The organism is Microcoleus sp. N9_B4, from assembly GCF_036701635.1.
In the GTDB taxonomy this organism is placed as follows: Bacteria; Cyanobacteriota; Cyanobacteriia; order Cyanobacteriales; family Microcoleaceae; genus Microcoleus.
Map to the genome: position 1 here is coordinate 57134 of NZ_JAUBRC010000003.1, position 24915 is coordinate 82048.

A 24915-nucleotide genomic window follows, 5' to 3' on the forward strand; every position below is an offset into this window, starting at 1 on the left:
ACCGAAAGATTCGCATTCTCGAAACTCCCAATTCGATCGAATCCGGTTAAACAGAGATGTTGCACCATTCTCAACAAGGCTTTTATGGGCGGGCTCTCCTGCCCAACCCCTACTCCCCACACGAAAATTCACTCTTTGTGCAACAGGCATCTTGCCTGTTATTGAGAAGGGTGCGGCTATGTGAGTTTAACCTCCCATAGCCGCATCATTCTCAATAAAACCGTATCAACCGTCTTTCTCGACCAAAATCTCCGCACCTGCAGCTAAGTGTTCACGGCTGCAAAATTAATTGCCATTCTCCGGCTGTGCTGTTCCAAGCGGGCGAGGCTGTCTCGCCAGCGACGAAAGGCCCCCAGTAGCGGCGAGAACCATCCTGAGCAAAAACCACCAGAATGTCTCCCCGTTTGACTTGTAACTTGCCCTCCGGCAGCGATAGCATCAGTCCCTTGCCGCCGCCTTCCCCCGGCGCAAAATCCCAGTGCGCGGGTTTTCCATAGGATTTCTCGGCTTGCCGTTTCGACAGCAGGGCCACTCGCACTGGGTGTTCGCTGCGGTTGCTGACGCGCAAAAGGCCGGAGGCTTTAGCATCTACAGGGACTGAGGAAAGCAATTCCTCCTCTGGATCTGGGGGGGTTGGTGTGGAGTCGGGTTTGGGCTCGCTGGCGGTCTCTGCAGAAGCTGTGGCGACTGGGGAAACGGGGGGTATTGGGGGGAGTGCGGTGGCTTGTGAGGGCCAATCGCTGGAAGGATTTGAACCGTTGGAGATAGTGATTTCAAAACGTCCTAGAAACATTCCTGTAATTAGGACGATCGACACTCCAATTACGATCTGGTAAATTTTAAGATTCATAAATTTTAGGCTTAAAGGATAGACTGCACCCGCAATTAGTCTTAACTATTTTTAATGTAAAACCAGGGGCTGCTGTGCCACAAGATACAGTTACACTTAATTACTTAACCGTTCTCGGCTATAAGTCGCCGATCGCTCAATACCATCTTAGATGTTAAATTTGAGATTTTAGATGGTGACATACTGACTCCGGTAAGGATTTGGAGTTGGTCGGGAGGGGCATTTGTTGACTCATCGGTATAGCTTTTAATAGCAGTTGAAAAAAAGAGTGCCACTATATGCCCGTACTCCCAACCCCAATATTCATCAGTAATTCCGCATCTCAAATCTCCAATCTCAAATCTCAAATTGTATAACTTTTATGCAGAATACCCGAATTAACAGATTGATTGATGTTCTGGGCGAGCGATTCGGACGCTGGCTGAACAATCCTTGGCGGCGGATTTCGCTCCTGCTAATTAGCCTGCTGTTCGGCACTTTTTTGGGGACAGCTATTTCGACGATCGCCGGACAATCTGCAGATTGGGATATTATCGCCGCCGGGCTGTTGGTGTTGTTGACCGAGTTCGCGAGCTGGCTGGTTTACGGCGGCCCGCGACCTGTAGCCCGTTCTTTTTGGGTGGATATGCTGAATGCTCTGAAAGTTGGTATCACTTACAATTTATTTGTGGAGGCTTTTAAACTTGGCTCGTGAAAAATGCTAAAGTATTTGTCGGTTGTAGACAGTATTGATACAAACCTGCTCTTAAAAAAGTATCTGTATGGGCCTGTAGCGTCAGTCGATTTTAGATTTTAGACTTTCGGCGTCAGCGCTTAGTCGCAGAATTTTAGATTTGAGATTTATTCCACAGATGAATCTGGGAAATTGAACTAAGGTCGAAATTTTTGATCTCTCTACGACATGAGTCGGGGGCTTGTATTCGTTGTTGGGTGGGGTCAAATATTTGTCAATTGCAGATAATATTTGTACAAAACCCGCCCCCGCATAGAGAGTTTTTAGGATATGGCTCGATCGACTGTAACCCCTGTTGAAATTTTACGTCGATGGCAAGCCGGCGATCGCCCGATCGCTCCCGACTTCCATCACCTGGCTTTGTGGGAACTTGCGGATGATGTGCGATCCTCTTCGAGGGCTTCGCTAACGCGCGCTTTTGGGATTACTCCTGACAGTGTAGCCGATGTTGTCCGCTGCAAAACCGATTTATTCTTTTCTCTTCTTGACGAATTGCATACTTTCCCCCTAAAGTCAACTGTTTTCCTCGAAACTTTGTGGAATCTTTGGTTGCCGCTGGCAATGCAATTATCGACTGCCAAACAAAGTTTAAACCGTCCTTTAATTCAAGGAATTTTAGGAGGGCAAGGAACGGGAAAAACTACTTTATGCCAAGTTTTGAGGCTGATTCTGGGAAAATTGGGATATTCTACTGTCAGCCTTTCTTTAGACGATCTTTACAAGACTTATGCCGATCGCCAACAACTCCAAAAAGCCGACCCGCGTTTAATTTGGCGCGGCCCCCCCGGCACTCACGATATTGACTTGGGAATCGCAGTTTTAGACAAGTTGCGCGGTTCTCAAACTCGCGAATTAGCAGCAGTTGACAATCCCAAATCTGATGCCATCAAACCGGATATCATTAAAAATATAGAAATTCCCAGGTTTGACAAATCTGCCTACGGAGGTGCAGGAGATAGAAGTCAACCAGAAATTATTTCCGGTGCGGATATTGTACTTTTTGAAGGTTGGTTTGTCGGTGTAAATCCGGTGGTTGATGCCAAATTAAACGAGTTTTTGGCGGGTGCACCGTTTCCGATTTCCACAGAAAGCGACTGTCAGTTTGCGCGCGATATGAATGCGAAGCTGCACGACTATCTGCCGCTGTGGAACCGATTAGATCGGTTGATGGTTTTGTATCCCCAAGATTATCGCCTTTCTCAAGTGTGGCGCAATCAGGCGGAACGGGAAATGATGGCGACGGGGAAGTCGGGGATGTCAGAAGCTGAAATTAATCGGTTTGTTGAATATTTCTGGAAAGCGCTGCATCCAGAGTTATTTATTAAGTCGATCCTGGAGGGCGATCGCGTGGATTTAATAATTGAAATTTTGAGCGATCGCACTGTAGGCAAAATTTGTCGGGCGATCGACTTAAAATTAAGCGATTAGGGATACAACAATGTTGTCTCTCTACCGTATTGCAGCCTTTAAGGACGCAACAACCTTGTGTCCTAATGTATTGCAGCTTATCGTCCACTCTATTGAAATTTCAGGACTTATGCAAAAAGTGGTTTGGCGCGCGAATTATAGAGGTAAGGCGCGCCATCAGCACCCTACAATACAGGGCTTTTGCATCGAGGATGGAGAATTTCTAAATTAACTGCCGGGAGTACCAAGATCGATCGCTTTCTGCATCAAATCGTCGGTAACTTCGCCCGGTGTACCTGCAGGCGTAATTTCCTGAGCCATCGAACGAAAATCATCGGGCTTGCCGCTTTTATCTGCCGGCGTTGCGATATCTTTAGCAGCGGGAATAGGAAATTTTGGTGCAGTTGCAGCGGCGGCAGCTTGAGCGCCGGCACCTGTGCGATCGATGTCACTAACGCTGAATTCTTTTGAAGCTTCGTAGTCTGCTGATACATCCACGGTCGGCAACTTTTGTTCTCCAGCTTCCGCGCTTTCAGTGATCTGCTGAGCGTCAAAGTTTTCAGTGTTATTGACTTCTGTATTGATTTGAGACATAGCCGACTCCTTGGTAGTTTTATTTAACAATTCACTGTATCAATTATTACTTTAGACCCCGGCTTTTTCATCTACCCGCAGATGTATCGTTGGCTTCTATCTTAAGGATGATTTATTCTAGGTTAGTGCCTTAACATTACATCACTTTCCGAAAAGAATTCAGCTTTAGGCAAGCTCCCAACCCCTACATACTAAGCCATTCCCCATTGTTTAATCTAAAATCTAAAATCTAAAAACTAAAATCGTATTACCTCTCGGGGATGGTGACTTGTACTTACAAATCTTGATATTTGTATATTCTGGAAGCCTTTTTAAGGAATTTTGTTTATGAACTCACCCGCCGCCACCAATCCTCACTCTCTCTCCAACGACACTAAAAACATCGTTCAGACAATCAACGGGTTGGGTACAGATGAAAAACTGGCGCTGCTCTACTTTGTTTATGAAAAAATGGGAGATTCAATTACACCAGCCGCTCCCGCCGCTGCCGAACCAGAATTAGCTCCCATGCTGCTCGATGATTTTTACAAGCTTTCCCATGACCAACAACTGAATATAATGCGCGGTATTGTCAACCGCGACGACACGCCGTATTCTCACGCTTACGGAGCTTTAACTGCTAACAATCAGTTGGTAGTTTGGTATGCTTGGGCTATTGGTATGGGGGAAACAATTGTCGATATCCCCGAAGGATATGAGGCAACTGAGGCTGTCAATGGCGTGTTAGGTCAAATTGAAGGTCTTGAGTTTGAACAGCAAATTACAGTGCTGCGCGACGTAGCTAATAATATGGGCTACACCGATGTTAAACCAATTGCTACTCAGGCGGAAGTAGGGAAAACTTCTAGTTTGTAAGATAAGAGTCTGGTGTTGCAACCTATCCTACACAAACTCTCCTCCTAGCAGAGAGCGACTCAAGAATAAAGGAATTACCCAAAACTTCTATATGTAGGGTGCGCCGAGGTGCACCCTACCGCTATAATGAGTAGGTAAAACCTTTTTTTGCTCTTACTCATATTTATTCTTTCGTGTCTTAGAGAGGGACGAAAGTTTTTGTATGAGCAGTTAAAATCGGCTTTTCTGAGAAATATAAAAAGGTCTTCAGTCAGCAAGTGAGTTTTTTAGGGTAAACTTTTCGCGGGAATTCCATCCGAAAGATGGAACCTTTTTGGGGTTGACTTTCGGCAGTAATTGTGCCGTCGATCATCTTGACTAAAGAGGCACAAATAGCTAGTCCTAAACCAGTGCCTGGATATTGGCGAGTTGTGGTTTGGTCGCCTTGGTGGAACTTGTCGAAAATGTGGGGAAGATTCTTTTCACAGATGCCGATTCCTGTATCCCGAACGGTGATAATTAGCCGATCGCGATTTAATTCCCGCACCTCAATGTAAATGCTGCCCTCATGTGTGAATTTAACCGCGTTGGAAACGAGATTGACCAAAATTTGCCGCAGGCGCAACTTGTCATTAACTATCAACTGATCCTGCAAGCAGACGCTGACGGACATTGCCACATTCTTATCGGTGGCTTGATTTCCGAATTCCAGGGCGACATCCATTACTAAATGCGCTAAATGAAATTTTTCAATTTTTAATTCTGTGTGGCCACTCTCGATTTTGGAGAGGTCGAGGATATCGTTAATCAGCAGTAGCAGATTTTTGCCGTTATGTAAAATGCGCCCCACCATTTCTGTTTGCTGGGCGGTCAGCAGTTGTTTGTGCTGGCGCAGCAGCACTTGGGAAAAGCCGATAATCGAATTCATGGGAGTTCGCAATTCGTGGGACATGATGCCCAAAAATTGCGATTTTAACTTGGCTGCTTCTAGCAGTTGCAATTTTTGCTGTTGAATGCGTCGCCCCTGATTTTCCAGTTCTTCCTGCTGACGAATTAGCAGCTCGTTTTGCAAGTCTAAAAGCTGTTCCTGCTTTTTTAATTTTTCGATCGCCAGCGCGTTGTTAATTGCGATCGCAGCTTGTTTTCCCATCACCGCCAGCACTTGCTGAGTATGCCAGTCAATCGCCATGCTGTCTTTCCCGTTACCGATGGCCAACACACCCAAACGCCCGCTTTCCCCCGACTCGATCGCCGCTGCACAAGCCGCCGCCGGCAGCAAGCCTTTGCCACACTCCGACCGCCACAGTACAGACTCTCCCGTCGCAAATGCTTTCCACAGCAGCTTGTTTTGCACGTGCGGGGTTTGGCCCCCACCAAAGTTTTCCGTGCCCCCGACAGCGCTGAGTTTGAGGCCGCTGCAATCGGACTCCAGAAGAGCAACTAGGCAAAATTCCGCTCCTGCGATCGCCTCTACAGTCGCATCCGCAATGCCTTGCAACAACTGGCACAAGCTACCCGCGCGCTGGCTCAATATATTTGTAAACTGCTCTATCACCTGTAACTCCTGCCCAGCCTCTATTACCGTCCGGGCTTCGCACCATTTTTCATCTTTAAAGTTAGCTTCCGAGCGCGCTTGATGGCGCCAAAATTCTGGTTCTGCTTGGGGCTCGGCTTGAGTTTGTTTGATCGGCTCCATATCTGTGTAGGTTCCCACCCACTCCAAAACTTCCTCACTGTCTAGATTAGCGGGCCCTCCTCTGGCCAGGTTCCAGCGGTAAGTGCCCTCTCGCGTCTGCAGACGAAATATAATTTCGTAGCTTGGCCGCGGGAACTTAGAAGTGTGCGATCTCGCCAATAGACGAGGGCGGTCTTCTGGGTGGACGTGCGCGAGATAGCCGAAACCCAAAGCTGCTGCTGCTGGTATCCCGGTGTACTCCTCCCAGCGCGGACAGAAATAAGTCGCCCAGCCGTCGGCATTTGTTTTCCAAACTATCTGAGGAATTGCCGACCACAGTCGATCGTCCTGAGTTTGGCCGTCGCAAACTTGCGGTTGGGGGGATGTTATTTCAGATACTTTGTCTAAGATTTCCGAGTCGGAAAACTCCGACGGAAAAGACTTATTGCCGTGATACTGAGTCATAACAGGTTATATAAATAGGCATAGGACTAGATCTCTAACACCGGTTAAAGACTCGTGCTGCTAGCTTTATTGATTTTGAGGGCCCAAGTGCATCAAAATTTTTATACTTCAAATCTATCTGGGTAGTGGTATCTTTACCTCTATCAAGGGGCGGACAATGAGATAATTCAGTTAAACTGTTGAAACATTGAGACCTTACCTGTCCCGATGAAGGCTCGTGCAGGCATCGCCGCAAAATAACTTAAAAATTAACTTGCTTTCTTGGCGACTGCATGAGTATGCTTGAAAATGATGTGCGGCCTGTCAAACCATAAATCAGGACACATTCTCAAATTTACTCAGTTTGGCTGAGTTAGTTGACGATATTTTAAAAGTTTAGCGGACTATTGGAAGAAAGATGAGTAAAATTCGCGTTGCTTTGATAGAAGACCATGACCTGACAAGAGTCGGCATCCGCACAGCTTTACAACAGCGTGACACTATAGAAGTTGTCGGCGATGCAGCTAACGCTACAGAGGGATTGAAACTGCTTCAGTCTTCAAAACCTGACGTGGCAATTGTAGACATTGGGTTGCCGGATTTTGACGGCATTGAACTTACACAAAAGTTCAAAAAATCGGTAGCGGAGTCAGATCCCGATACAAAAATTTTGATTCTGACTTTTCAGGACAATGAAGAAGAAGTTCTGGCAGCTTTTGCCGCCGGAGCTGACTCTTACTGCATGAAAGATATTAGCTTCGATCAGTTATTAGATGTAGTAAAAGTAACTCACGAAGGTAACTCTTGGATCGATCCGGCGATCGCCCGTATCGTCCTGAAACAAGCTCGCACTCAGGAACCCGCGCCGGAAGAACCGAAGGCTGAGGGCAAAAGAGTCACAATTAAGGCTGCCGAACCCGAATTTAGTCACATCATTGAGACTTACCCTTTAACCGAGCGGGAATTAGAGGTTTTGGAACTGATCGTGCAGGGCTACAGCAATGCTGCAATCGCCGAAAAGCTGTACATTACTGTCGGTACAGTCAAGACTCACGTCCGCAATATTTTGAACAAGTTGTGCGCTGATGACCGCACTCAGGCTGCCGTTCTCGCCCTGCGTTCTGGCTTGGTTGGATGAAGCCTGATCATCAGGCAAAATCAAGTTAAAAGTAGGGTGCGCTGGGCGCACCTTACGGGCACTGATTTAGGGTGTGCAGTGCACACCGACTGACTAATTGTTACCCAAAAATTAGGGTAGGCAGTGTGCACCAGCCGAAGAATTGTTTGTTGTTAAAAAAAGGTAAATTTTAAAACCGCATCTATCCCAGTACAGATATTTTTTTAATCTTTTAACCAGTAAATCTACCTTAAGATAGATGCTAAAAAACTATTCAATTACTAATACTTATTGTTGAGCGATCGCCAGTTAGATAAATTTCGCTTGCACTGCCGATATTGCGCGATATCAATTCATAAAAGGCGCAGGCAGAGGCAAGATTACCATACTTTTAGAAATAGTTAAGCCTTAAAGAAATTATATCCGCAGACTGATGCCTGAGTTCGCTTAAATTTGGGAGATTAAAAGTATTAACTGCTACTGAAATATTTTAGAAAGAGGTATTATGACCGCTCCAATTGAATTCAAGTTATTTGCTCCTTACAACAAAGGAGCTGCCTTGATTGGCTCTTTTTCTAATTGGGAAGAGATTCCGATGGAAAAGGACGAAGAGGGTTATTTCCGCACGCGAGTTGAGTTGGAGGATGGCGTTTATCAATACAAATTTCGCGTTCAGTCGAAAAGCTGGTTTGTGGAACCCGATCAGTGGGTAGATGTGGTCGATCCCTACGCGACTGACATTGACGATCCTACTCAAAACGGCCTTGTTCGGATCAAAGATGGCGATCGCATTGTCGATACCTACGTCTGGAAACACGACGATAAACCGCTACCGGCCGATCGGGAATTAGTGATTTATGAAATGCACGTTGCTGACTTTTCCGGCGGTGAAGCCGATCCCCTGGCCCGCGGCAAGTACAAGCACGTCGTCGAAAAACTCGATTACCTAGTCGAACTCGGCGTCAACGCGATCGAACTCATGCCACTCAAAGAATACCCGGGCGACTACAGTTGGGGCTACAACCCCCGCTATTTCTTCGCTACCGAGTCCAGCTACGGAACCACAGAAGAACTCAAAAACCTGATAGACGAGTGTCACGGGCGCGGCATTCGCGTCATCATCGACGGGATTTACAACCACTCGGAATCATCGAGCCCCCTCACTCAAATCGATCACGATTATTGGTATCACCACGCCCCGCGCGATCCAGATAACAATTGGGGCCCGGAATTTAACTACGAATTCTACGACGAAAACTTAGGAACATATCCGGCGCGCAAATTTATTGGCGAGACAGTCCGCTATTGGGTTCAAGAATATCATCTTGACGGCATTCGTTTCGACGCAGCGCGACAAATTGCTAACTACGATTTTATGCACTGGGTAGTTCAAGAAGCCAAAAATGTCGCCGGCCCCAAACCGTTTTATACCGTTGCCGAATACATTCCCGACGATCCTAGCATCACCAATCTAGACGGGCCGATGGACGGCTGCTGGCACGACAGTTTCTATCACTCCATAATGCCACAACTCTGCGGGGACAATTTTGATTTAGAACGCCTCAAAGAGGTAATCGACTGCAAGCGGCAAGGTTACTTGGGTGCTACGAATGTAGTCAATTATTTGAGCAATCACGACCACGATCGCATTTTTGCCGAATTGGGCGATCGGGGGATTTTGGATGAAGCCGCCTTCAAGCGGGCGAAGTTGGGAACCGTGCTGTTAATGACAGCAGTTGGCGTGCCGCTGATTTGGATGGGCGAAGAATTTGGCGAATACAAAGGCAAAACCATTGAGCAATCTAAAATTGACTGGACGCTGCTAGGAAATGACCTGAATAAAGGTTTGTGGGAATACTACAAAGGCTTGATTCACCTGCGTAAAAATAACCAAGCACTTTACACAGAAAACATCGAGTTTTTCCACGAAGACCCCGACTCAAAAGTTTTTGCTTACACTCGCTGGAACGATGAAGGTTCGAGAGTTGTAGTAGTGGCGAATATGTCGGAAAATTATCTAGCAGGTTACACCGTTCCCCACTTCCCGGCCAACGGAACTTGGCACGAATGGACGGGGAATTATGATATTGAATCTGGCGATAACAATATTATGATTGACTTGCCGGAATACGAGGCCAAAGTGTTTGTTTGGCAGTAAGCTGTCATATCGATTCCGGTTGCACTCCTTATCATTGTTGACTGTTGACTGTTCACTGTTCACTGTTCACTGTTGACTGTTGACTGTTGACTGTTGACTGTTGACTGTTCACTGTTCACTGTGAGTCAACTGTCAACAGTTACGGACGGTGCAAGCGGAATCGATATTATTTCCCCGATTGATTTTCTAAGCACAATTGGGTTATAGCCGCCGCCGGTATTGGTTTGCTAAAGAAGTAACCCTGACCCATATCGCACTGATGCGAGTGCAAAAACGCCAACTGTTCTGCTGTTTCCACTCCCTCAGCAATCACCTGTAAATTCAGACCCTGTCCCAAGGCGATCGCCAGTTTCACAATAGTAGCACCGCTGCTGCCGGTCACCAAATCGGCCACGAAAGATTTGTCTATTTTTAAATTATTGAGCGGAAAGTTTTTCAGAGACCACAGTGAAGAATAACCGGTGCCAAAATCGTCCAGAGAAATGTGAATTCCCATGTCCTGCAACTGCTGCAATACCGACACCGTAAAGCTCACATCTGCCATGGCAATGCTCTCGGTAATTTCTATTTCTAAATACTCAGGATTTAACTTGGTTTCTGATAAAATTTCAGCGATAATTTGTACCGTGTGAGGTTGCAGAAACTGACGGGCTGATAAATTCACTGCTATCCGCATCGGCGGCAATCCCAGTAACTGCCACGCTCGATTTTGCAAGCAAGCAGTCCGCATCACCCATTCGTCAATTTGGCAGATTAATCCTGTTTCCTCAGCTAAGGGAATAAATCGATCGGGAGAAATCAAACCGCGTTCGGGATGCTGCCAGCGAATCAGAGCTTCCATGCCCACTATTTTGCCAGTCTTTAAGTTTATTTGCGGTTGGTAATGCAGCACAAACTCAGATTTTTTTAGAGCTTTGTAAAGATGATTTTCTAAGTTAAGATCCTCGGAGACTTTACTGCCGATCGCCTGCGTGTAAAACTGATAATTATTGCGACCTTTCTGTTTAGCTTTGTACATCGCAGCATCAGCATTTTTTAGCAAAGTTTCTGCATCTTCTCCATCATAAGGAGCCAAAGCAATTCCCAAGCTAGCCTTAATATAAAGTTCCAGGCCCTCAAAATCAAAAGGAGTGCTTAAACTCTGGATAATTAGCTGGCAAATCTTAGTTGCTTCCTCTGGGGTGTTGATATTGTACAGCAGCACAGTAAATTCATCTCCGCCCCAACGAGCCATTGAATCCCCTACGCGCAAACAGTTAGTCAAACGCCGAGATACACTTTGCAGCAACAAATCGCCCACTGGGTGACCGAGAGTATCGTTAACATTTTTAAATCTGTCCAAATCTAGAAAGATTACCGCCAGCATTTCTCCCTTTTGGTGAGCGCTAGCTAAAGCTAAAGACAGCCTTTCATTAAACAGTAATCTATTAGGTAAACCGGTTAATAGGTCGTGAGAAGCTTGATGTCGGATCATCGCCTCGACGCGCCTCTGCATTGCAGCCATGTACAGGTGAGTTCCTAAAGATTTTGCTAGCTTCTGTTCCTCGCTGCTCCACTTTTGAGCTTCGCCGGTTTTGATTTCTTTCCAAGCTGCAAAGGATTGTCGGGGACGATCGCTCCGGGAGTCGGAACTGCACCGGCCCGCCCACAAAATTTCGGTTTGTATAGGGCTGCGAAAAACGGTGAGACAGCCGATGCACTGTTGGCGGTATTGCAGCGGTACTGCCAAAAATGATCGAATGGAAGCTGCGACAAAATTGGCAGATACAGATTTGAGTTGAGGTTCTTTAGAAATATCGGAAATTGCGTACAAGTGCGGTACGATAAAACTGGAAATATTGGTATCAATTGAACTGTAATGCTGGGAATATAGGTTGTCAAAAATACCTAATGGGCTTGTATGATTAGCAGTTTGTGCTGGATCGTCTTGGTTTGCCCTCCCCATAATCTGCTGCCAAAATGGGCTGAGTTCAACGTCGATGTCCGCGGGCTGCTGGCCACAGGTATAAAGCAAAGCAGGCCGATCGCCAAACTCGGCTGCAATGTAGAGTCGCCCTCCCGAACCACGCAAATGCTTGACAGTTTGTTCGAGAACTGCTTTCCGAATTTCGTTTAGTTCCAGAGGAGAATGCAGCAAACTGGTAATTTGGTTGATAACGCCTTCATCGCGCGCTTGCTGTCTAGCTTGACTCAACAGAAAAGATTGGGCGATCGCAATTGAAAGTTGATCCACAAGCAACTGCACCATTTTCAATTCTCGATCGCTAAATCGTTTCGGTTGGCTATGGTGAGACACCAACAGCCCCCAAAGGTGATTTTGATGCAAAATCGGCACCGTCAGAGAAGAACGTGCCCCCATAGCCTTCAGATATTCAGCGTGACAGGGGTCTACAGGATGATAGCTAATATCTTCAACTGCTAAAGTTTGGCCGGTTTCGGGACAATCTAACCGATTAATTGTTTGATGCTTCAATTCCACATCTACAATCACTCGCTGCCGCGCTTTGAGAAACATTTCCCGAGCACTCTGGGGAATGTCGCCTGGTGGAAAGCGCAAACCCAGCATAGAGGGCAAATTGTCACCGTTGATGGACTCAGCAATGACCTCACCGCTACCGTCGGTCTCAAAGCGATAAACTTTTACTCGATCGCTTTCTAAAAAGCTGCGGATTTCTCGGGCAGTTGTCGTCAAAATCTCTTGCAGTTCTAAGGAGTTGCGAATGCGATTGGTAATTCGATTGAGTAAAATCTCTTGTTCTAAAGTCGATCGTGACATTTGTGTAACTTTGATGCGGGTCATGCCTTTTGATCTCCCGGGCTGTTGACAGCATTTTTGCGAGCCACAGTCTTAACTTGCCCTGTATTATACATTACAATACTTTGGCTCCGTCTAGGAGCTTGACCCAACCCAAGAGCGCGAAACTCGGTTTCTGGGGATATTTCCGCTTTTTCGACAAATTTGGGTGATAAACCGGGTTTTTCACAGCATTTACAAGACAAGGCAAGAGCGATCAGACAATTAGTGAGGAATTGAGTCCCGATCGAGTTTGATCGGGACTCAATTCCTCACTACAAAGCAATTGCAGAGCTACCAGACAAAAGGTTATAGAGAAACCGGGTTGAGCAACCAGTATTCTGCCCTCTGGAGGGAGAATACTGATTGGTCAACCCGGGTAGTAAGTATTTATACCTTAAAATGTCTCGTTAAGCCGACTCCCAAATTCCCCGAATTCTGTCCGGCAAAAAGCCAGCTATTTCCTGAATTCGCTCCTGGGACAGCTCATCCTTCGTTGCCGAAAATACAGCCGCGATCGCAGTTTCCGGTTTGACTCCCGAAGGAAGTGCGCCTTCTAGTTCCACCCTCCGTGCAAACAAATTGCCATCGATCCCCCAAGGTGCAGGCTCGCCGGTCAAAGGTTGACGCACCCGGCTGAGCAATCCCACCAGCGGATTGGTATCTTTCCAGAGGTCGGCTATTTCTTGTTGCAGGGTTTTGTCATCCGTAGGCAAAACTTCTTTGTGCAATTCAGATTCCACGTGCTCGATGGCTTCTTTTGTCATCACATCGCGCATGACCCGGTACACTATTTCGGTAATGTCGCGGGCATCAAAAATATCCTCCAAGTGACCTTTTACCATCACTTTTTCCAAAAATGGCATATTCTTTGAAGCGATAGGAACTGCCGATCCTTCCTGGTGCAGCGAGGTTGGAGGATTCGTCTCCATTTTGTGTAACAGTTTGCGACCTTTTTCTGTTAACTCAGCTTGTTGAAATGCCACTAAAGGCGGCAATAACTCAGCTCCTCCATAAGGCTCGCCACTAAACTGAGCTTTGATAAATTCCCTGTGGTTGAGGTAGTCCAAATGACCGAGCAATTCCGCTTCGGCCACCTTGTGACCGACATATTCTTCTGCTGCGTTCCTAATTTCGGACTCTCCCCTGCCGTTGCCGCTGCCAATTTTTTTGAGCAAAATGTAAGTCAGGTCGTCTCTGATTGGAATTGTCATTAAAAACTCCTAGGTTAATATTGGGTAAAGCTCATGTAAAAACTGATTTTTTTTACTGGCTTAAATTGTGATGATTACTACTTAAAAACATTGAATTCTAAAGCAGAATAAGAAGTATCTCTCAGCAGGTGTAAGTTATTAAATTTAAGTTTGGGCTAGAATATTCCGTATCCGCTCAATAATCCGGGGTAAATCGCTCAACGATGCACCTCAAATGACGCAAAATCGTTCCTGAGTGGGTAGTCCGCCCCGAATTATTGAGCGGATACAATATTCCTTTAGGTAGATCCATGTATGGGAACCCACGTCTAATGTTGTTAGTATCCTAAAAAGCTGTCGCCACTCTTCAATGCTATTGAGCGAGGATGCTTTATTGGTAATATTTTCCGTATTTATTGCGTGTTTTTACCAAGGCTGACGCACCAAGAGCCCCTAAGTTGGTAATTGGCGCTGGGAGAGGTAGAATTAAGCAGATGCTATGGGGTTAATCAACTGCGGTCGTTTTGCCCGCAGCTTGTAGCGATATGGTATCGGGTTAGACCTAAAACTGGTCATGGGAGAGCTACAAATACGAGCCAATCTGTTTCAAGTGCCGCAGCGCCACTTGAAGAATGCCTCGGGGACAAATTTTTTGATGGTTGCGATCGGCATTTATGAACTACCCTCGTTGGAACAATAAATTGGAATCCTCGTCTTTTATTAGCGGTCAACCCTCGGTTGACAAGCGTCCTTTAGTGTTGGCTGTAGACGACAATCCGGACAACTTAGAGCTGCTGACACAAATACTCGATTTATTCGGCTGCGAGTGCGTGGGAGCAGTTGACGGGCACGCAGCGCTTTCAGCAGCAGTCGATCGACAGCCCGACCTAATCGTACTCGACATTTGCTTGCCGGATATAGACGGTATGGAAGTAGTAAAACGCATTCAACAAAACCCCGATCTCAGACATATTCCGATTGTTGCTATCACAGCACTAGCAAAAGCAGAAGACCGCGATCGGATTCTCCAAGCAGGCTGCGTGGAATACCTTTCCAAACCTTTTAACATCAAAGATTTAGAAAGAATTATCCGCCAGCACATCAACTCTCAAATGCTTTTGGTTGAGTTTTAGATTTATAATTAGAATCACGAACTTGAGGTGCAGAGTCCAAAATTGCGATCGTTCCAGTGCGGCCAGTCTCCAAGGTCGCATCGCGGAGCAAATCAGTGACTCCCACGCCCAAAACCTTTTGGATTAATTCTTTCAGGGGCAATTCGAGAGCTGATTCTAATTGTGTCCGCACCTGCAAAGCCAAATCTTGCTGACCGTTCTGAGCCAGCACTTTTTCGGGTTGAGTAAGCCCATTTTCGACAATAATTATCAATTTGTTATCCAAAAGATTGCAGAGCGCCTGACTCGTTGGGTGTCCCAGTTGAGAGCGGTACAAAGCTTGAATTCCCTGCGAAAGAGTCCGTTCTAATTTACCCCGAGTAGGTTCTAAGGTTTCCCCTGTCATATTTTTTATTGAAACCATGATAGATAAAAAAGACTGTTAGCAGTTAACAGTTAACAGTTAACCGTTAACTGCTAACTGTTAGAAATAACCGTCGCGTTAGCCGACAGTAACTTCATTAGTTTCCACCCCAGTTGCACCCTTAACACCTTTAGCAATTGTCACCAACTTGTTGACAATTTCCTGACTGGGAACTGTACCTTTGAGAACCACAGTAGTGCCAAGTTGAGCCACATAAACAGTCTCAATATCCGCAACCTCTGGATTTGCATCGAAAGCCTGAGCTACCCGTTTAGCTAAGCCGCTTTGATCGTATTCTCCGTTCAAGCCCATGCGTTCTGGCGGGATTGTCTGAGCGCTCGCAGCAGGTTGAGCTTGAGCTTGAGATTGAGCTACAGGTGCTTGGTAAGCAGGAGCGTCAACAGTTTCTTGATTTTCTAGCTTTTCTAAACCAAACAATCTTTTTAGCCAGCCCATAGAGTTTGTCCTCCCACAAAGTTTGTGTTAATTGACGTGTTAATTGACTTGTTAATTCACCGTTGGCAAGTCGCCCTGTAATTGTTATTCTCAATACCAGGAATTACGATCGCACTCTTGGATGCAGAAACCGATTTTTTTTACAAAAAAGTATCGTTACAGCCATCCACCTAGGTAGAAAAACCCGGTTTATTGAGTTTGGTGTACCCGTCGTAAATACAATTTACTGTTGTACAACTTCGCCGATCATCTGCCTGGAGACATAATTCTCAGGCTTTCAAACAAATACTTGCGCTGACCATTCCGGCAAATCAAACTTAAACCCTTCTTCCCCAACTTTTACTATTTTGTTATACATCCACTCGTGCCAAGTTCCCCCAGCCGGAAACTTAGGAATACTGTTACCATATAGATAAGTATCCGAAAAATTAGCGACAACTACTGCTCGCGTTACCTCATCGCTCCAGCGGTAATAAGCCAGCACTTTTGCTTCGGGATTTTCGTGGATTAATTCAATATTTTCGGTATACAGTGCCAGCAAATGTTGCCGCAGCCGAATCACGTGTTTGTAGTATTCCAAAAACTCATAAGTTGGCTGATTTTTCAACAAAGACAATTGCAGTTTATTCGGCTGGTTTGAACTTTTCCGAGTAGATTGTCCCAACTCTTCGCCCATCCACAGCATCGGTATTCCTACTGCTGTGACTAACAAAATCGCTCCCTATTTAGCGCGTTTAAAAGCAGCTTATTAATCGATATCCCGAAAGCTGGCTTCTGCCAGCAAGTGTTAGCGGTCGTCACTGGCTAAATAATGTATCGCATTAGTTGTGTTTTGATAGCCTTGTTGTTTGGGTTCTAAAACTTGCTTGAGCTTTTCGATATCGAAAGTATTCCCCCCTAGATTTTCTACGGCAAAAATGCGAAAACTTTCGTGCCAGCACCCGTCCATCGGCTCGTCTGCAGCGACGAGTTTGGGAAGTTCGGGAATGTGTTCTGCTATGTTATAAAATGACTTGTTACCGGCAGTTTTTTTCGCTTCACGAGTTATCCAGTTTAAGCTATTCAGCATTTAAATTGTATATCAAAAAACAATCAAAGTTTTGTGGGGTGTCCCGCCCGCCTCGAATATGCAATTTAAATGCGCGACAGCTTAGTGCGGTTAATTTCAGTCGCCTAGGGTTCATTGACTTCTAACCATTCGTCCGCTTCAAAACATGGACTTTGCGACTGAACTCGGAATTTGTATTGATAAAATACCGTCTTCTAACTGAATTTTAGTGCGGAAATAACCTTTGTCATCTTTTTCTAAGGGAATTTCTGCCCATTTGGAAAAGGAGCCGAGCAGTTTAGCTGCTTTGTTGTTGGAAGCGAAGAGTTTGAATTCAATTCCAGCGGCCATTAATACCTTGTTTGCAGAACTTATAAGTGTGATTAGTATTGATTTTTACCATTTTGCAAATCTGTCGCCATCGTTCTTAAGAGTTAAACCTTTACCTCTTATGTTGTCAGGTGCTTGGGGGCGCACCCGGAGGATTTAGTAGTGCCAACCCTAGCGATTGAGTAAGGTGCGCCCCTAGGCACCCGGAAACCGGATTTTAATCAAAAATGTAGTTAAAGTAACTAAAAATTATTAAGTGCTATTTATGAACAATAGTCCGGACTGCTTTGAGTTGGTAGTCTGAAACCCTAGATTTTCCGTTGGTAGCGAACTTGCCTTAGAGCCTTGAAACCCTTATTATACGGTGGGTTATCAAAAACTGTCCGAAGTATTGTATGAAAAGTAATTTAACTTTTGATAACTAGATAAATCGTGGTCAATATTTAAGATTTGTAACTAAAGAAACATTTTTTGGCGGACAGGAATAATACCGTAGAAAGATGTCATTTTATGCGGAAGCAGCGAGGATGGGCTTGTAATTATAGGGCAAGGGAAACCAGAACCATGAATCCTTTATTCAACTGGGTTTTCCTGCGACTTTAAGCCAAGTTTGAGCCGAGAATAGCAATGATTATTTTTGCTGATGTCTTGGCAGCACTTGTTTTATAGTTTTTGACCGGCAAACTTTGTAGAACCTTTCATCAGCTTTAACGACTGCTGCTACCTCAGTAATTGGTAATTGGTGAAAATCTCATTCGTCCCTGTTACCCGTTAGATATTCCGAGCAGTGGTTCTAAGGCTCTAAAAGTTTAATGTGGGATGTTGGCGAATTACCGTTACTGTAAAACTCTGGAGTGTTAAAAATGCTAAAACAAATGTGTTGGTTGCCCAGATTGGGACGCAATGGAGAAAAGATATTGCACTTACGCACCGATGCCCGTCAAGGGTGGCGGCCTTATACAGCTTTTCCGCAGTTCGCTGTATCCGACTACCGGGAACCGGGCGGTTCTAAGGGATGGGCAACATATCAGAAGCTGAGAACTCAAGGGTGGAATTTAATATCGACTGCAGAAGGGCAGCAGTCGATTTTTGGCGAACAGAAAAGTGCTTAAAAAATCAGAAACCGCAACAATAAAAGAAGAGGTAAAATCCTCTTCTTTTTATTACTTGTGGAGACAGAAACTGGGTTTTTAACCATCCTACTTGGTAGAATGGGTAAGGCGTGCAGTGCTCACTTTAGATAATTTTGAGATGTTGGCCAGTTGCAAGTAAATTAGGCGAGCTCCCTTTGTCTCTCTGCTATGGTTGCTCTGCTATCAAACACCGGCTGGCGAGTTTTCAAGTTAAACCGGTATCCGTGGGGGAGGATGTGCAATTTAGCCCCGCAAATCGCTAAACCCTCATCCTTCAAGCGTCCCTCAATATTGTCGTGGAGTTTTTCCGACTCGTCGATGACAGTTACAGCGCTTTCGCCAATGACTTCCAACTCGTCACCGTGGACTAAAATAGCTGTATTTTCGTCAATACCAAATCCCAACACAGCCGGTTGCAGCAAGAGTGCCGTAACTAAGCGTCCCAGACGACCTCGTTGGGCGAAATGCTGGTCGATGACAACATCGGGAAGGAAACCCATCCCCGGGCCCATGGCTACCACATCAACGCGCGGATTTGTCTCGGAGTCTCCTTCAATAATCATCATGTCTGGCATCATCGCCGCGCCGGCACTGGTGCCGCCAATGATAATCCCTTCAGAGTAGCGTTTGTGCATAGCTGCGTCGAGTTTGGTGTCTTTCAAGCAGCTAATAATCCGCGCTTGCTCTCCGCCGGTAAAGAATATGCCCGTGGCTTGTTCGATCGCTTCTAAATAATCTGGATTGTTGGCATCTTCCGGTCTCTGGGTGTCAACAACTCGCACATCTTCAGCGCCAAGTCGCTCAAACACTCGGATGTAATTATCTCCCACTTCTCCCGGCAGGCTTGTTGCAGCCGTCATGATCACAATATGGGCTTTAGTGCCTCCAGCGCACCGCAAGAATTCCCGCAGAATTTTGCAGTCCCCCTCTTTGTCTTCCGCGCCACCAATAATTAGCAACTTTCCCTGAGTTTCCTGGCTCGCCATATTATCTCTACTTTTAATTTATTAAATTTCACTAAAACACAAAATTCCTTTTTCCCAAAACTACCAAAAGGTATATATAGATACAAAAAAATCTCAGACTTCTACCACCCCAGAACGCACACAGCTCAAGGGTGATGTGGGTGTTTACTCATCCTCGATGGACAAAACAAACTTACCCCCCCTAACAGGAGATAGGAGGGGTCAAGAAAGGAGCTTAAATTACAGGGCTGACGCGCGCGCGGTGATCAATCCGGTTTCTGACCAGATTCTTCGCTAATCCTCCTCTGATTGCTCGTAGAAATCGGGTTGATGAGCGTAAGCCCTCAATTAGTCCGATCGCCCGTTAGTGCGATCGCTCGATCAAATTGCTCAATATGGTACTCGCCCGTTCTAAAGGTAGGTGTCTGGGTTTGCCGTTCCAGACAATCTGATATTCGTTGCTGTTTTGACCATCGCCGTAGCCAGAAATTAGCTTCCGGTGAAATGCTTCCTCAGCTAAGTGGTGAACTTTGTCCCTGAGAGCAGTTTGTGCGATCTTCATAATTTGCTGCCTCTTAAATTTTCTTTCACTGTCATAAACAATTATAAGTACACAGTGTACCTCTCAAAAGTTATAGCTTTTTTCGGGAGGGGGGAAGGAAGTAGTCATTAGTCATAAGTGCTTAGTCATAAGTGCTTAGTTATCAATGCTTAGTCATCAATGCTTAGTCAGATGTTGAAGGAAGAAGGAATATTTTCCCACTCTCACCCTCTCCCTCTCTCCCTATCTCCCCAACTCTGCCACTCCCCCTATCGGGCAATACTGAAGGCAGAAGTGGTCAGAGTATTTGTCTCACTGCTGGAATATCTATGCCCCCAGGTAGTATCCCATGCACCGACTATAAAGTTACCGTAAAAAATCAGCTCAAAGGAGGTTAGAAAATGCTGCAAGAAAAAAGCACCGAAACAGCCCGCGTCAATGCTCGAAAAACCGATATTTTTGATGTTTTCAATTTCAAACACTATATCGGGCCAAACCCTTATTTAGACACCGCGGCTTTAGTTTTTGATTTAGCGGTGACGGGCGGGAGCGAACCTTTGCCGATCGCACATTACCAGAAAACTATTGGCGATCGCTACCCGCAACTGCTGCACGAAACTTTCTCGAACCATGCCCAACTGTTCGGCCGTACCGCCTCAGAAGTAGCCAAACTCGACATGGGTTTGCACTTCCAACACTGGAACATCAAGCCGTTTTCTCACTTTAACAGAATCAGCATAGAAGCACTTCACGCCCGCACGGCCAGAGCAGTAGTGTACGCAGTTTGGGATTGGTTTGAAGCCATTAATCAAAATCAAGACTTTCCCTTGGAAGCACAAATAGGCGCGCTGCAAAATATGTTCCGGCAGTCAGTTTACGGAGGCCCGACAGTTTATTCGTTAATGCGATCGGCATCCCAAAAAGGCATTCCCGCATTTTATTTGTGGGATGAAGGACTAATGCAATATGGGTACGGTAAAAAACTGGTTCGCGGCTCTGCAACTACCTTTGATTCTGACAGCCACTTAGACTCAGATTTTACCACGCGCAAAGACGATTGTAAAGCTTTTCTCGCTACATTAGGATTTCCTGTTCCCAAAGGCGATATCGTCTCCACAGAAAACGGAGCTCTGGCAGTTGCTAGAGAAATTGGCTACCCAGTTGCTATCAAACCAGTAGTCGGTCATAAAGGAATTGGCGTAACAGCAGATGTCCGAGATGGCGAGGAATTGCAGGCCGCTTTTAAAAGAGCTGTTAAGGCAATTCCCGAAACAGACCCGGTGCGAGTAATTGTGGAAAACAGCATCAAAGGATCGGATTTTAGGATGTTGTGCGTTGACGGCAAATTTGTTTCGGCAACTGAACGCCGACCCGCATCGGTAACAGGTGATGGCGAATCAACAATTCGCGAATTGATCCGCCGTGAAAACCGCAAACCAGAACGTTTGGATACGCCAACTTCGGCGATGAGCAAAATTCAGTCCGACGAAGCGATGGAAATGTATCTGGAAGAACAAGGGCTCTCATTGGATAGTGTGCTAATTCGCGATCGCACTGTGTCTCTACGCAAAGTCGCTAATCTTTCCGCAGGTGGCGTCAGCATCGATGCTACCCGCAATATTCACCCGGATAATATTGTTTTGGCTCAAGATATCGCCCTACATTTTCGGTTAACTTGTTTGGGGATTGATGTGGTAACAGAAACTCTCGCCAAATCTTGGAAAACAGGCAATTTTGGGATTATCGAGATCAATGCCGCGCCGGGAATTTTTATGCACCTCAACCCCGCTGTCGGCGAAGGAGTTGATGTGCCTTCCCATATTATCGAAACTTTCTTTGACTCCGGAAAATCAGCCCGAATTCCGATTATTACTTTCAACAGAATTTCGGTACATGACCTACAAGAAACCATCGACCATATTCTGTTGCAGCATCCCGATTGGACAATCGGTGCTGTTTGTCGCGGTGGACTTTTTGTTAACCGTTCTGAAAAAGTTTTGAATAATAATTACCATCTGAACTTGCAAAATTTGCTGCGGCATCCCAAGCTCGATTTGTTAATTGCTGAATATCCCGAAGATATTTTGGAAGCTGAGGGAATGTTTTATCGGGGCAGCAATATGGTGGTGCTGGACAATCCAGGAGAAACTGAGATGATGTTGGTTAGAGAAAGCACTGATGACGATACTGTTGTGGTGAGGGAAGGAAGTAGTATTTCTATTCGCCGCCAGGGGTTGATTGAACAGTATACTCTGGGGGATGATGAACCGTTTACACGGGTTTATTTGAAGGAAATAGGGACGGTTTTGTAAGCTGTTCCAAAATTAAGTTGGCTTTGTAGGGTGGGTATTGATTACCCGCCCCACCAGATCAACGCTTTTTCTTGTTCCCCGGTTCTTCCGGGGCAGGAAGTTGGGAGCACCCAGATTGGAACTGGCTTCGTTACACTTAGTTACAATTGCTTTCAATTCCTCAGTCGTGGATGCACTATTGGGAAGAAACCCGGTTTCTTCCCAACTTCTCGTTAGCACACCAATATTTTCGTAGAAATTGGGTTTCTCAGGGGAAGTTCTATTTCTGCGATCATAAGTTTTTAGCTAGTCAGACGGGAATCCCCGCACCATATCGCTTCGATTGGTGTGGGATGAAAGTCGCGTGAGATGAGGATTCCATCTGTACACAATCTCAAAGTATAGCTTTGAGCAGTGGGCAGATGGATGACGAGACGAACAAAAGTGTAACAACTATGGTAAAATACTCATATCTGATATCGCAGAATAATAATCTAGGTTTCAGTCAAAAGGTTTTTCCTGTGACAACAAGTGGGGCTGGACGTGTTCCTCACTATAAAATGCTGTAGAGGGAAACAATTGGAGTACCTCGAAGGAAGCTCTTGATATCCTTTGCCGGACTCTTGAGAAGCCCACATCATACCGATAAGGTTGATGTTGGGAGTACGTCACAAGTTCTGTACTCACTTGAAGGATTCTACAGGGCATCTACTGAAGTTACTAGACAAGATTTTAAGCAATTTGCTCAACCTGCACTTGCCCGCAATACTGCTATACATTCTGTTAACTGGATTCGGCGCGTACCTGCTGCCCAAAAAGCAGCTTACGAACGGAGAATTCGAGCCGAAGATTTTCCGGCATTTCAAATTTACTTCTCCCTCACTTCTCTTGTCAGGAATTTTTAACTAGGTGATGGGAGCGTGACCCAAATTATCGAGTATTTTTACTCACGCTCGGTCTCGGATGATTCACTTTTACTCCTCATCAATCCGCGTATGTGCCAGTTCGGGGTGCGGAATGTGGGTATAAAAGCGATGGTTAATCCAGATCTGCAACAACCATCTTTAATTCCTCAAATTTAGACCTGAATCCTTACAAAATGGCAGCTTACCAAGGGCTTCCGATCATGGTGAAACTACTCCAATAGTAAGGATGAGAAAAGTTTTGGTTTGTTTGTTGTAAATTAGCAGGTAAATTTAACTTGCTGCCTGTTGTTACTAACAGTCCGTTTTCCAGCCGCACTTTACCGGACATTATTGCTTGTTGAGCGCGTTGCAAAGCTTCTGCCTTAGTTGTGGTTCCTCGTAACTGATGGTAAAATTCACTCATCAGCCCCAAAGTGCCTCCATCGTCAACATACCACAAACTCCCTAAAGCAGATTTCGCGCCGGATTTTACTGCTAAACCTCCAAAACCTAACTCTGCTTCCCGATCGCCCACAGCAGTTCTACAAGCACTTAATACTAACAAATCTACCTGCGGATTGCGCCAATTTAAACTCTCCATGCGATCGAGCTGCAATTTGGAATTCCACATTTGAATGTATGAATTGCTCGGTTTTCCCGGTTTGAATTCAGCGTGAGTTGCTAGGTGAACGATCCGAAATCCTCCCTTGGCGTGTTCCGAGTTGAGATTATCTATAGTGAAAGTGGAATTGAGGAAAAATGGCCCGCGCCACTGAGCCGAAATCGCCTCCAATTCGATCGGCACACTGGGCAAGGGCTGTTGGTCAACAAATTCTGACCTTCCCATTGCTAGCACTGTGGCGTCTATAACAGCTTTATAATCGGTATTAGTCGAACTAAAACTTGGAATTAGGCTGAAACTGTATTTTTCAATCAAGAAGCCTTTACCGTCGTGCAACGCGGCAAAGGGCAGGCTCCGCAATCCCGCATCGACTGACAGTAACAAAGTCTGAATTCCTAAGTTTTCTAAGTCTTTTTCTAGGGGTGCGATCGCCCATTTATATAGTTGCTGGGCGGCGCTTAGATAAGTGGTAGTATCGCGTTTCGCGGGAGTGGTGATTTCATCGCGGAACTCTTGGACGGTGCGGAAAAGAGCTGCTCTGTTGGCTTCGGGGACGCTGTAGTGAATCGGCTGCCCCACGGGAGGAACTAAAATTAGTTCTAATTGTTCGTTTCGCGAGACTATGTAGATAATACCAGACCGCTTGCCCGGTTGCTCTGCGATATCTTGTAACGTTTGTTGGAAGGTCGAAATCAAGACTTTTTCCTCTGGGAGGTTGGCTTTTACCCCCAAGTATTCTCCAAATTCTTGATTCCTCATTTCTTCGATTCCCCAGATTGTTTTCTGTATGTCGTTACCTTCAAAAAGTCGATCGGGAGACGGAACATATCCCAGAACTAAATTAGAAGTAGGGTTGACTGTTCGCGGTTGTTTTGATTCTGGTGAAGATGGTACGATGCCGGCGGGTAATTGACTGGTGATACTTTGATCGATGGTTAAAACTCGATCGGCTGCTACACCCGGATTGTCTAGCGGTGGAATTTTGCGGCGTTGAAAGTCTTCTGCATCAGGGATTGAAGATTCTCCTTGCGGTGTGGGTGTATCTGCGGCTGTGGACGATGTTGGTGTTGTCACAGGTGCGGGCACTTGTATTTCCGTAGGATCGTCGATCGGAGTCGGAGTGACACTTGGAGTGGGAGTGACACTCGGAGTGGGAGTGACACTCGGAGTGGGAGTTGGAGTTATTACCGGAGTTGGAGTGACAACTGGAGTCGGAGTGGGAGTGACAACTGGAGTCGGAGTTGGAGTTATTACCGGAGTGGGAGTGACAACTGGAGTCGGAGTTGGAG

At 45.8% G+C, this 24915-nt stretch carries 22 protein-coding genes; 9 read left to right on the forward strand and 13 right to left on the reverse strand.

Annotation, left to right across the window (positions count from 1 at the left end):
* Window positions 1-271: 271 nt before the first annotated feature.
* Window positions 272-850: a hypothetical protein gene (locus QUA43_RS02630; RefSeq protein WP_333370782.1), complete on the reverse strand. Its 579-nt coding sequence runs from the start codon at window positions 848-850 to the stop codon at window positions 272-274.
* A 361-nt stretch (window positions 851-1211) separates the two neighbouring features.
* Between QUA43_RS02630 and QUA43_RS02635 the strand changes: the two genes are divergently transcribed.
* Together QUA43_RS02635 and QUA43_RS02640 are read left to right on the forward strand one after the other, a co-directional pair.
* Window positions 1212-1544 (forward strand): DUF565 domain-containing protein, encoded by a 333-nt coding sequence (locus QUA43_RS02635; RefSeq protein WP_333370784.1) that lies wholly within the window; start codon window positions 1212-1214, stop codon window positions 1542-1544.
* A gap of 309 nt (window positions 1545-1853) precedes the next feature.
* Window positions 1854-3011 carry a glycerate kinase gene (locus QUA43_RS02640; RefSeq protein WP_333370785.1) on the forward strand — a complete coding sequence of 386 codons (1158 nt, stop codon included), beginning with the start codon at window positions 1854-1856 and terminating at the stop codon, window positions 3009-3011.
* Window positions 3012-3218: 207 nt separating this feature from the next.
* On the opposite strand, the gene QUA43_RS02645 is transcribed toward QUA43_RS02640, so the two are convergent.
* Entirely contained in the window at window positions 3219-3584 is a 366-nt protein-coding gene (locus QUA43_RS02645; protein ID WP_333370787.1) for a hypothetical protein, read from the reverse strand.
* Between the two features lie 327 nt (window positions 3585-3911).
* Here QUA43_RS02645 and QUA43_RS02650 point away from each other — a divergent pair, with 327 nt between their 5' ends.
* Window positions 3912-4439, forward strand: coding sequence for an orange carotenoid protein N-terminal domain-containing protein (locus QUA43_RS02650; protein ID WP_333042028.1), 528 nt, complete (start codon window positions 3912-3914; stop codon window positions 4437-4439).
* Between the two features lie 250 nt (window positions 4440-4689).
* On the opposite strand, the gene QUA43_RS02655 is transcribed toward QUA43_RS02650, so the two are convergent.
* Window positions 4690-6558 carry a PAS domain-containing sensor histidine kinase gene (locus QUA43_RS02655; RefSeq protein ID WP_333370789.1) on the reverse strand — a complete coding sequence of 623 codons (1869 nt, stop codon included), beginning with the start codon at window positions 6556-6558 and terminating at the stop codon, window positions 4690-4692.
* Window positions 6559-6955: 397 nt separating this feature from the next.
* On the opposite strand from QUA43_RS02655, the gene QUA43_RS02660 reads away from it, so the two are divergent.
* Both QUA43_RS02660 and QUA43_RS02665 read left to right on the forward strand, forming a co-directional pair.
* On the forward strand, window positions 6956-7675 hold the full coding sequence (locus tag QUA43_RS02660) for a response regulator transcription factor (RefSeq protein ID WP_333370790.1): 720 nt from the start codon (window positions 6956-6958) through the stop codon (window positions 7673-7675).
* Window positions 7676-8159: 484 nt separating this feature from the next.
* Window positions 8160-9812 (forward strand): alpha-amylase family glycosyl hydrolase, encoded by a 1653-nt coding sequence (locus tag QUA43_RS02665; RefSeq protein WP_333370792.1) that lies wholly within the window; start codon window positions 8160-8162, stop codon window positions 9810-9812.
* 166 nt (window positions 9813-9978) lie between these two features.
* Here the strand turns inward: QUA43_RS02665 and QUA43_RS02670 are convergent, their stop codons facing one another.
* Together QUA43_RS02670 and QUA43_RS02675 are read right to left on the reverse strand one after the other, a co-directional pair.
* Window positions 9979-12612, reverse strand: a complete 2634-nt coding sequence (locus tag QUA43_RS02670; protein WP_333370794.1) for an EAL domain-containing protein — start codon at window positions 12610-12612, stop codon at window positions 9979-9981.
* 404 nt (window positions 12613-13016) lie between these two features.
* Entirely contained in the window at window positions 13017-13820 is an 804-nt protein-coding gene (locus tag QUA43_RS02675) for a DUF2267 domain-containing protein (protein WP_333370796.1), read from the reverse strand.
* 653 nt (window positions 13821-14473) lie between these two features.
* Between QUA43_RS02675 and QUA43_RS02680 the strand changes: the two genes are divergently transcribed.
* Complete coding sequence (locus QUA43_RS02680) at window positions 14474-14932, forward strand: response regulator (RefSeq protein WP_333370798.1); 459 nt, start codon at window positions 14474-14476, stop codon at window positions 14930-14932.
* Here the strand turns inward: QUA43_RS02680 and QUA43_RS02685 are convergent.
* The 5 genes from QUA43_RS02685 to QUA43_RS02705 form a co-directional block, all read right to left on the reverse strand.
* Complete coding sequence (locus QUA43_RS02685; protein ID WP_333370800.1) at window positions 14901-15317, reverse strand: DUF2294 domain-containing protein; 417 nt, start codon at window positions 15315-15317, stop codon at window positions 14901-14903. The two genes, QUA43_RS02680 and QUA43_RS02685, sit on opposite strands and share 32 nt — an antisense overlap.
* Window positions 15318-15413: 96 nt before the next feature.
* The gene (locus QUA43_RS02690) at window positions 15414-15791 is read right to left on the reverse strand and encodes a BON domain-containing protein (RefSeq protein ID WP_333370802.1); all 378 of its coding nucleotides are present in this window, start codon (window positions 15789-15791) and stop codon (window positions 15414-15416) included.
* A gap of 277 nt (window positions 15792-16068) precedes the next feature.
* On the reverse strand, window positions 16069-16503 hold the full coding sequence (locus QUA43_RS02695) for an alpha amylase C-terminal domain-containing protein (protein ID WP_333370803.1): 435 nt from the start codon (window positions 16501-16503) through the stop codon (window positions 16069-16071).
* 75 nt (window positions 16504-16578) lie between these two features.
* On the reverse strand, window positions 16579-16860 hold the full coding sequence (locus tag QUA43_RS02700) for a hypothetical protein (RefSeq protein WP_333370804.1): 282 nt from the start codon (window positions 16858-16860) through the stop codon (window positions 16579-16581).
* 138 nt (window positions 16861-16998) lie between these two features.
* Window positions 16999-17190: a hypothetical protein gene (locus tag QUA43_RS02705; protein ID WP_333370806.1), complete on the reverse strand. Its 192-nt coding sequence runs from the start codon at window positions 17188-17190 to the stop codon at window positions 16999-17001.
* A gap of 842 nt (window positions 17191-18032) precedes the next feature.
* On the opposite strand from QUA43_RS02705, the gene QUA43_RS02710 reads away from it, so the two are divergent.
* Window positions 18033-18281, forward strand: coding sequence for a hypothetical protein (locus tag QUA43_RS02710; protein ID WP_333145102.1), 249 nt, complete (start codon window positions 18033-18035; stop codon window positions 18279-18281).
* Between the two features lie 161 nt (window positions 18282-18442).
* On the opposite strand, the gene QUA43_RS02715 is transcribed toward QUA43_RS02710, so the two are convergent.
* Both QUA43_RS02715 and QUA43_RS02720 read right to left on the reverse strand, forming a co-directional pair.
* A complete protein-coding gene (locus QUA43_RS02715; protein WP_333370807.1) occupies window positions 18443-19288 on the reverse strand; it encodes a cyanophycinase in 846 nt (281 codons plus the stop codon).
* A 343-nt stretch (window positions 19289-19631) separates the two neighbouring features.
* Window positions 19632-19829 carry a hypothetical protein gene (locus tag QUA43_RS02720; protein WP_006632734.1) on the reverse strand — a complete coding sequence of 66 codons (198 nt, stop codon included), beginning with the start codon at window positions 19827-19829 and terminating at the stop codon, window positions 19632-19634.
* 380 nt (window positions 19830-20209) lie between these two features.
* Here QUA43_RS02720 and QUA43_RS02725 point away from each other — a divergent pair, with 380 nt between their 5' ends.
* The gene (locus QUA43_RS02725; protein WP_333370809.1) at window positions 20210-22120 is read left to right on the forward strand and encodes an ATP-binding protein; all 1911 of its coding nucleotides are present in this window, start codon (window positions 20210-20212) and stop codon (window positions 22118-22120) included.
* A 602-nt stretch (window positions 22121-22722) separates the two neighbouring features.
* A complete protein-coding gene (locus QUA43_RS02730) occupies window positions 22723-23004 on the forward strand; it encodes a CHASE domain-containing protein (protein ID WP_333370810.1) in 282 nt (93 codons plus the stop codon).
* Between the two features lie 202 nt (window positions 23005-23206).
* Here the strand turns inward: QUA43_RS02730 and QUA43_RS02735 are convergent.
* On the reverse strand, window positions 23207-24915 hold a 1709-nt coding region (locus QUA43_RS02735), incomplete at its 5' end, for a CHAT domain-containing protein (RefSeq protein ID WP_333370812.1).

Bases quoted from the DNA above. Each gene is read 5' to 3' on its own strand.
- QUA43_RS02680 (WP_333370798.1), top strand. From the start codon at position 14,474: ATGAACTACCCTCGTTGGAACAATAAATTGGAATCCTCGTCTTTTATT.
- QUA43_RS02690 (WP_333370802.1), bottom strand. From the start codon at position 15,791: ATGGGCTGGCTAAAAAGATTGTTTGGTTTAGAAAAGCTAGAAAATCAA.
- QUA43_RS02665 (WP_333370792.1), top strand. From the start codon at position 8,160: ATGACCGCTCCAATTGAATTCAAGTTATTTGCTCCTTACAACAAAGGA.
- QUA43_RS02670 (WP_333370794.1), bottom strand. From the start codon at position 12,612: ATGACCCGCATCAAAGTTACACAAATGTCACGATCGACTTTAGAACAA.
- QUA43_RS02645 (WP_333370787.1), bottom strand. From the start codon at position 3,584: ATGTCTCAAATCAATACAGAAGTCAATAACACTGAAAACTTTGACGCT.
- QUA43_RS02650 (WP_333042028.1), top strand. From the start codon at position 3,912: ATGAACTCACCCGCCGCCACCAATCCTCACTCTCTCTCCAACGACACT.
- QUA43_RS02715 (WP_333370807.1), bottom strand. From the start codon at position 19,288: ATGGCGAGCCAGGAAACTCAGGGAAAGTTGCTAATTATTGGTGGCGCG.
- QUA43_RS02710 (WP_333145102.1), top strand. From the start codon at position 18,033: ATGCTAAAACAAATGTGTTGGTTGCCCAGATTGGGACGCAATGGAGAA.
- QUA43_RS02720 (WP_006632734.1), bottom strand. From the start codon at position 19,829: ATGAAGATCGCACAAACTGCTCTCAGGGACAAAGTTCACCACTTAGCT.
- QUA43_RS02640 (WP_333370785.1), top strand. From the start codon at position 1,854: ATGGCTCGATCGACTGTAACCCCTGTTGAAATTTTACGTCGATGGCAA.
- QUA43_RS02725 (WP_333370809.1), top strand. From the start codon at position 20,210: ATGCTGCAAGAAAAAAGCACCGAAACAGCCCGCGTCAATGCTCGAAAA.
- QUA43_RS02705 (WP_333370806.1), bottom strand. From the start codon at position 17,190: ATGGCCGCTGGAATTGAATTCAAACTCTTCGCTTCCAACAACAAAGCA.
- QUA43_RS02700 (WP_333370804.1), bottom strand. From the start codon at position 16,860: ATGCTGAATAGCTTAAACTGGATAACTCGTGAAGCGAAAAAAACTGCC.
- QUA43_RS02675 (WP_333370796.1), bottom strand. From the start codon at position 13,820: ATGACAATTCCAATCAGAGACGACCTGACTTACATTTTGCTCAAAAAA.
- QUA43_RS02630 (WP_333370782.1), bottom strand. From the start codon at position 850: ATGAATCTTAAAATTTACCAGATCGTAATTGGAGTGTCGATCGTCCTA.
- QUA43_RS02655 (WP_333370789.1), bottom strand. From the start codon at position 6,558: ATGACTCAGTATCACGGCAATAAGTCTTTTCCGTCGGAGTTTTCCGAC.
- QUA43_RS02685 (WP_333370800.1), bottom strand. From the start codon at position 15,317: ATGACAGGGGAAACCTTAGAACCTACTCGGGGTAAATTAGAACGGACT.
- QUA43_RS02635 (WP_333370784.1), top strand. From the start codon at position 1,212: ATGCAGAATACCCGAATTAACAGATTGATTGATGTTCTGGGCGAGCGA.
- QUA43_RS02660 (WP_333370790.1), top strand. From the start codon at position 6,956: ATGAGTAAAATTCGCGTTGCTTTGATAGAAGACCATGACCTGACAAGA.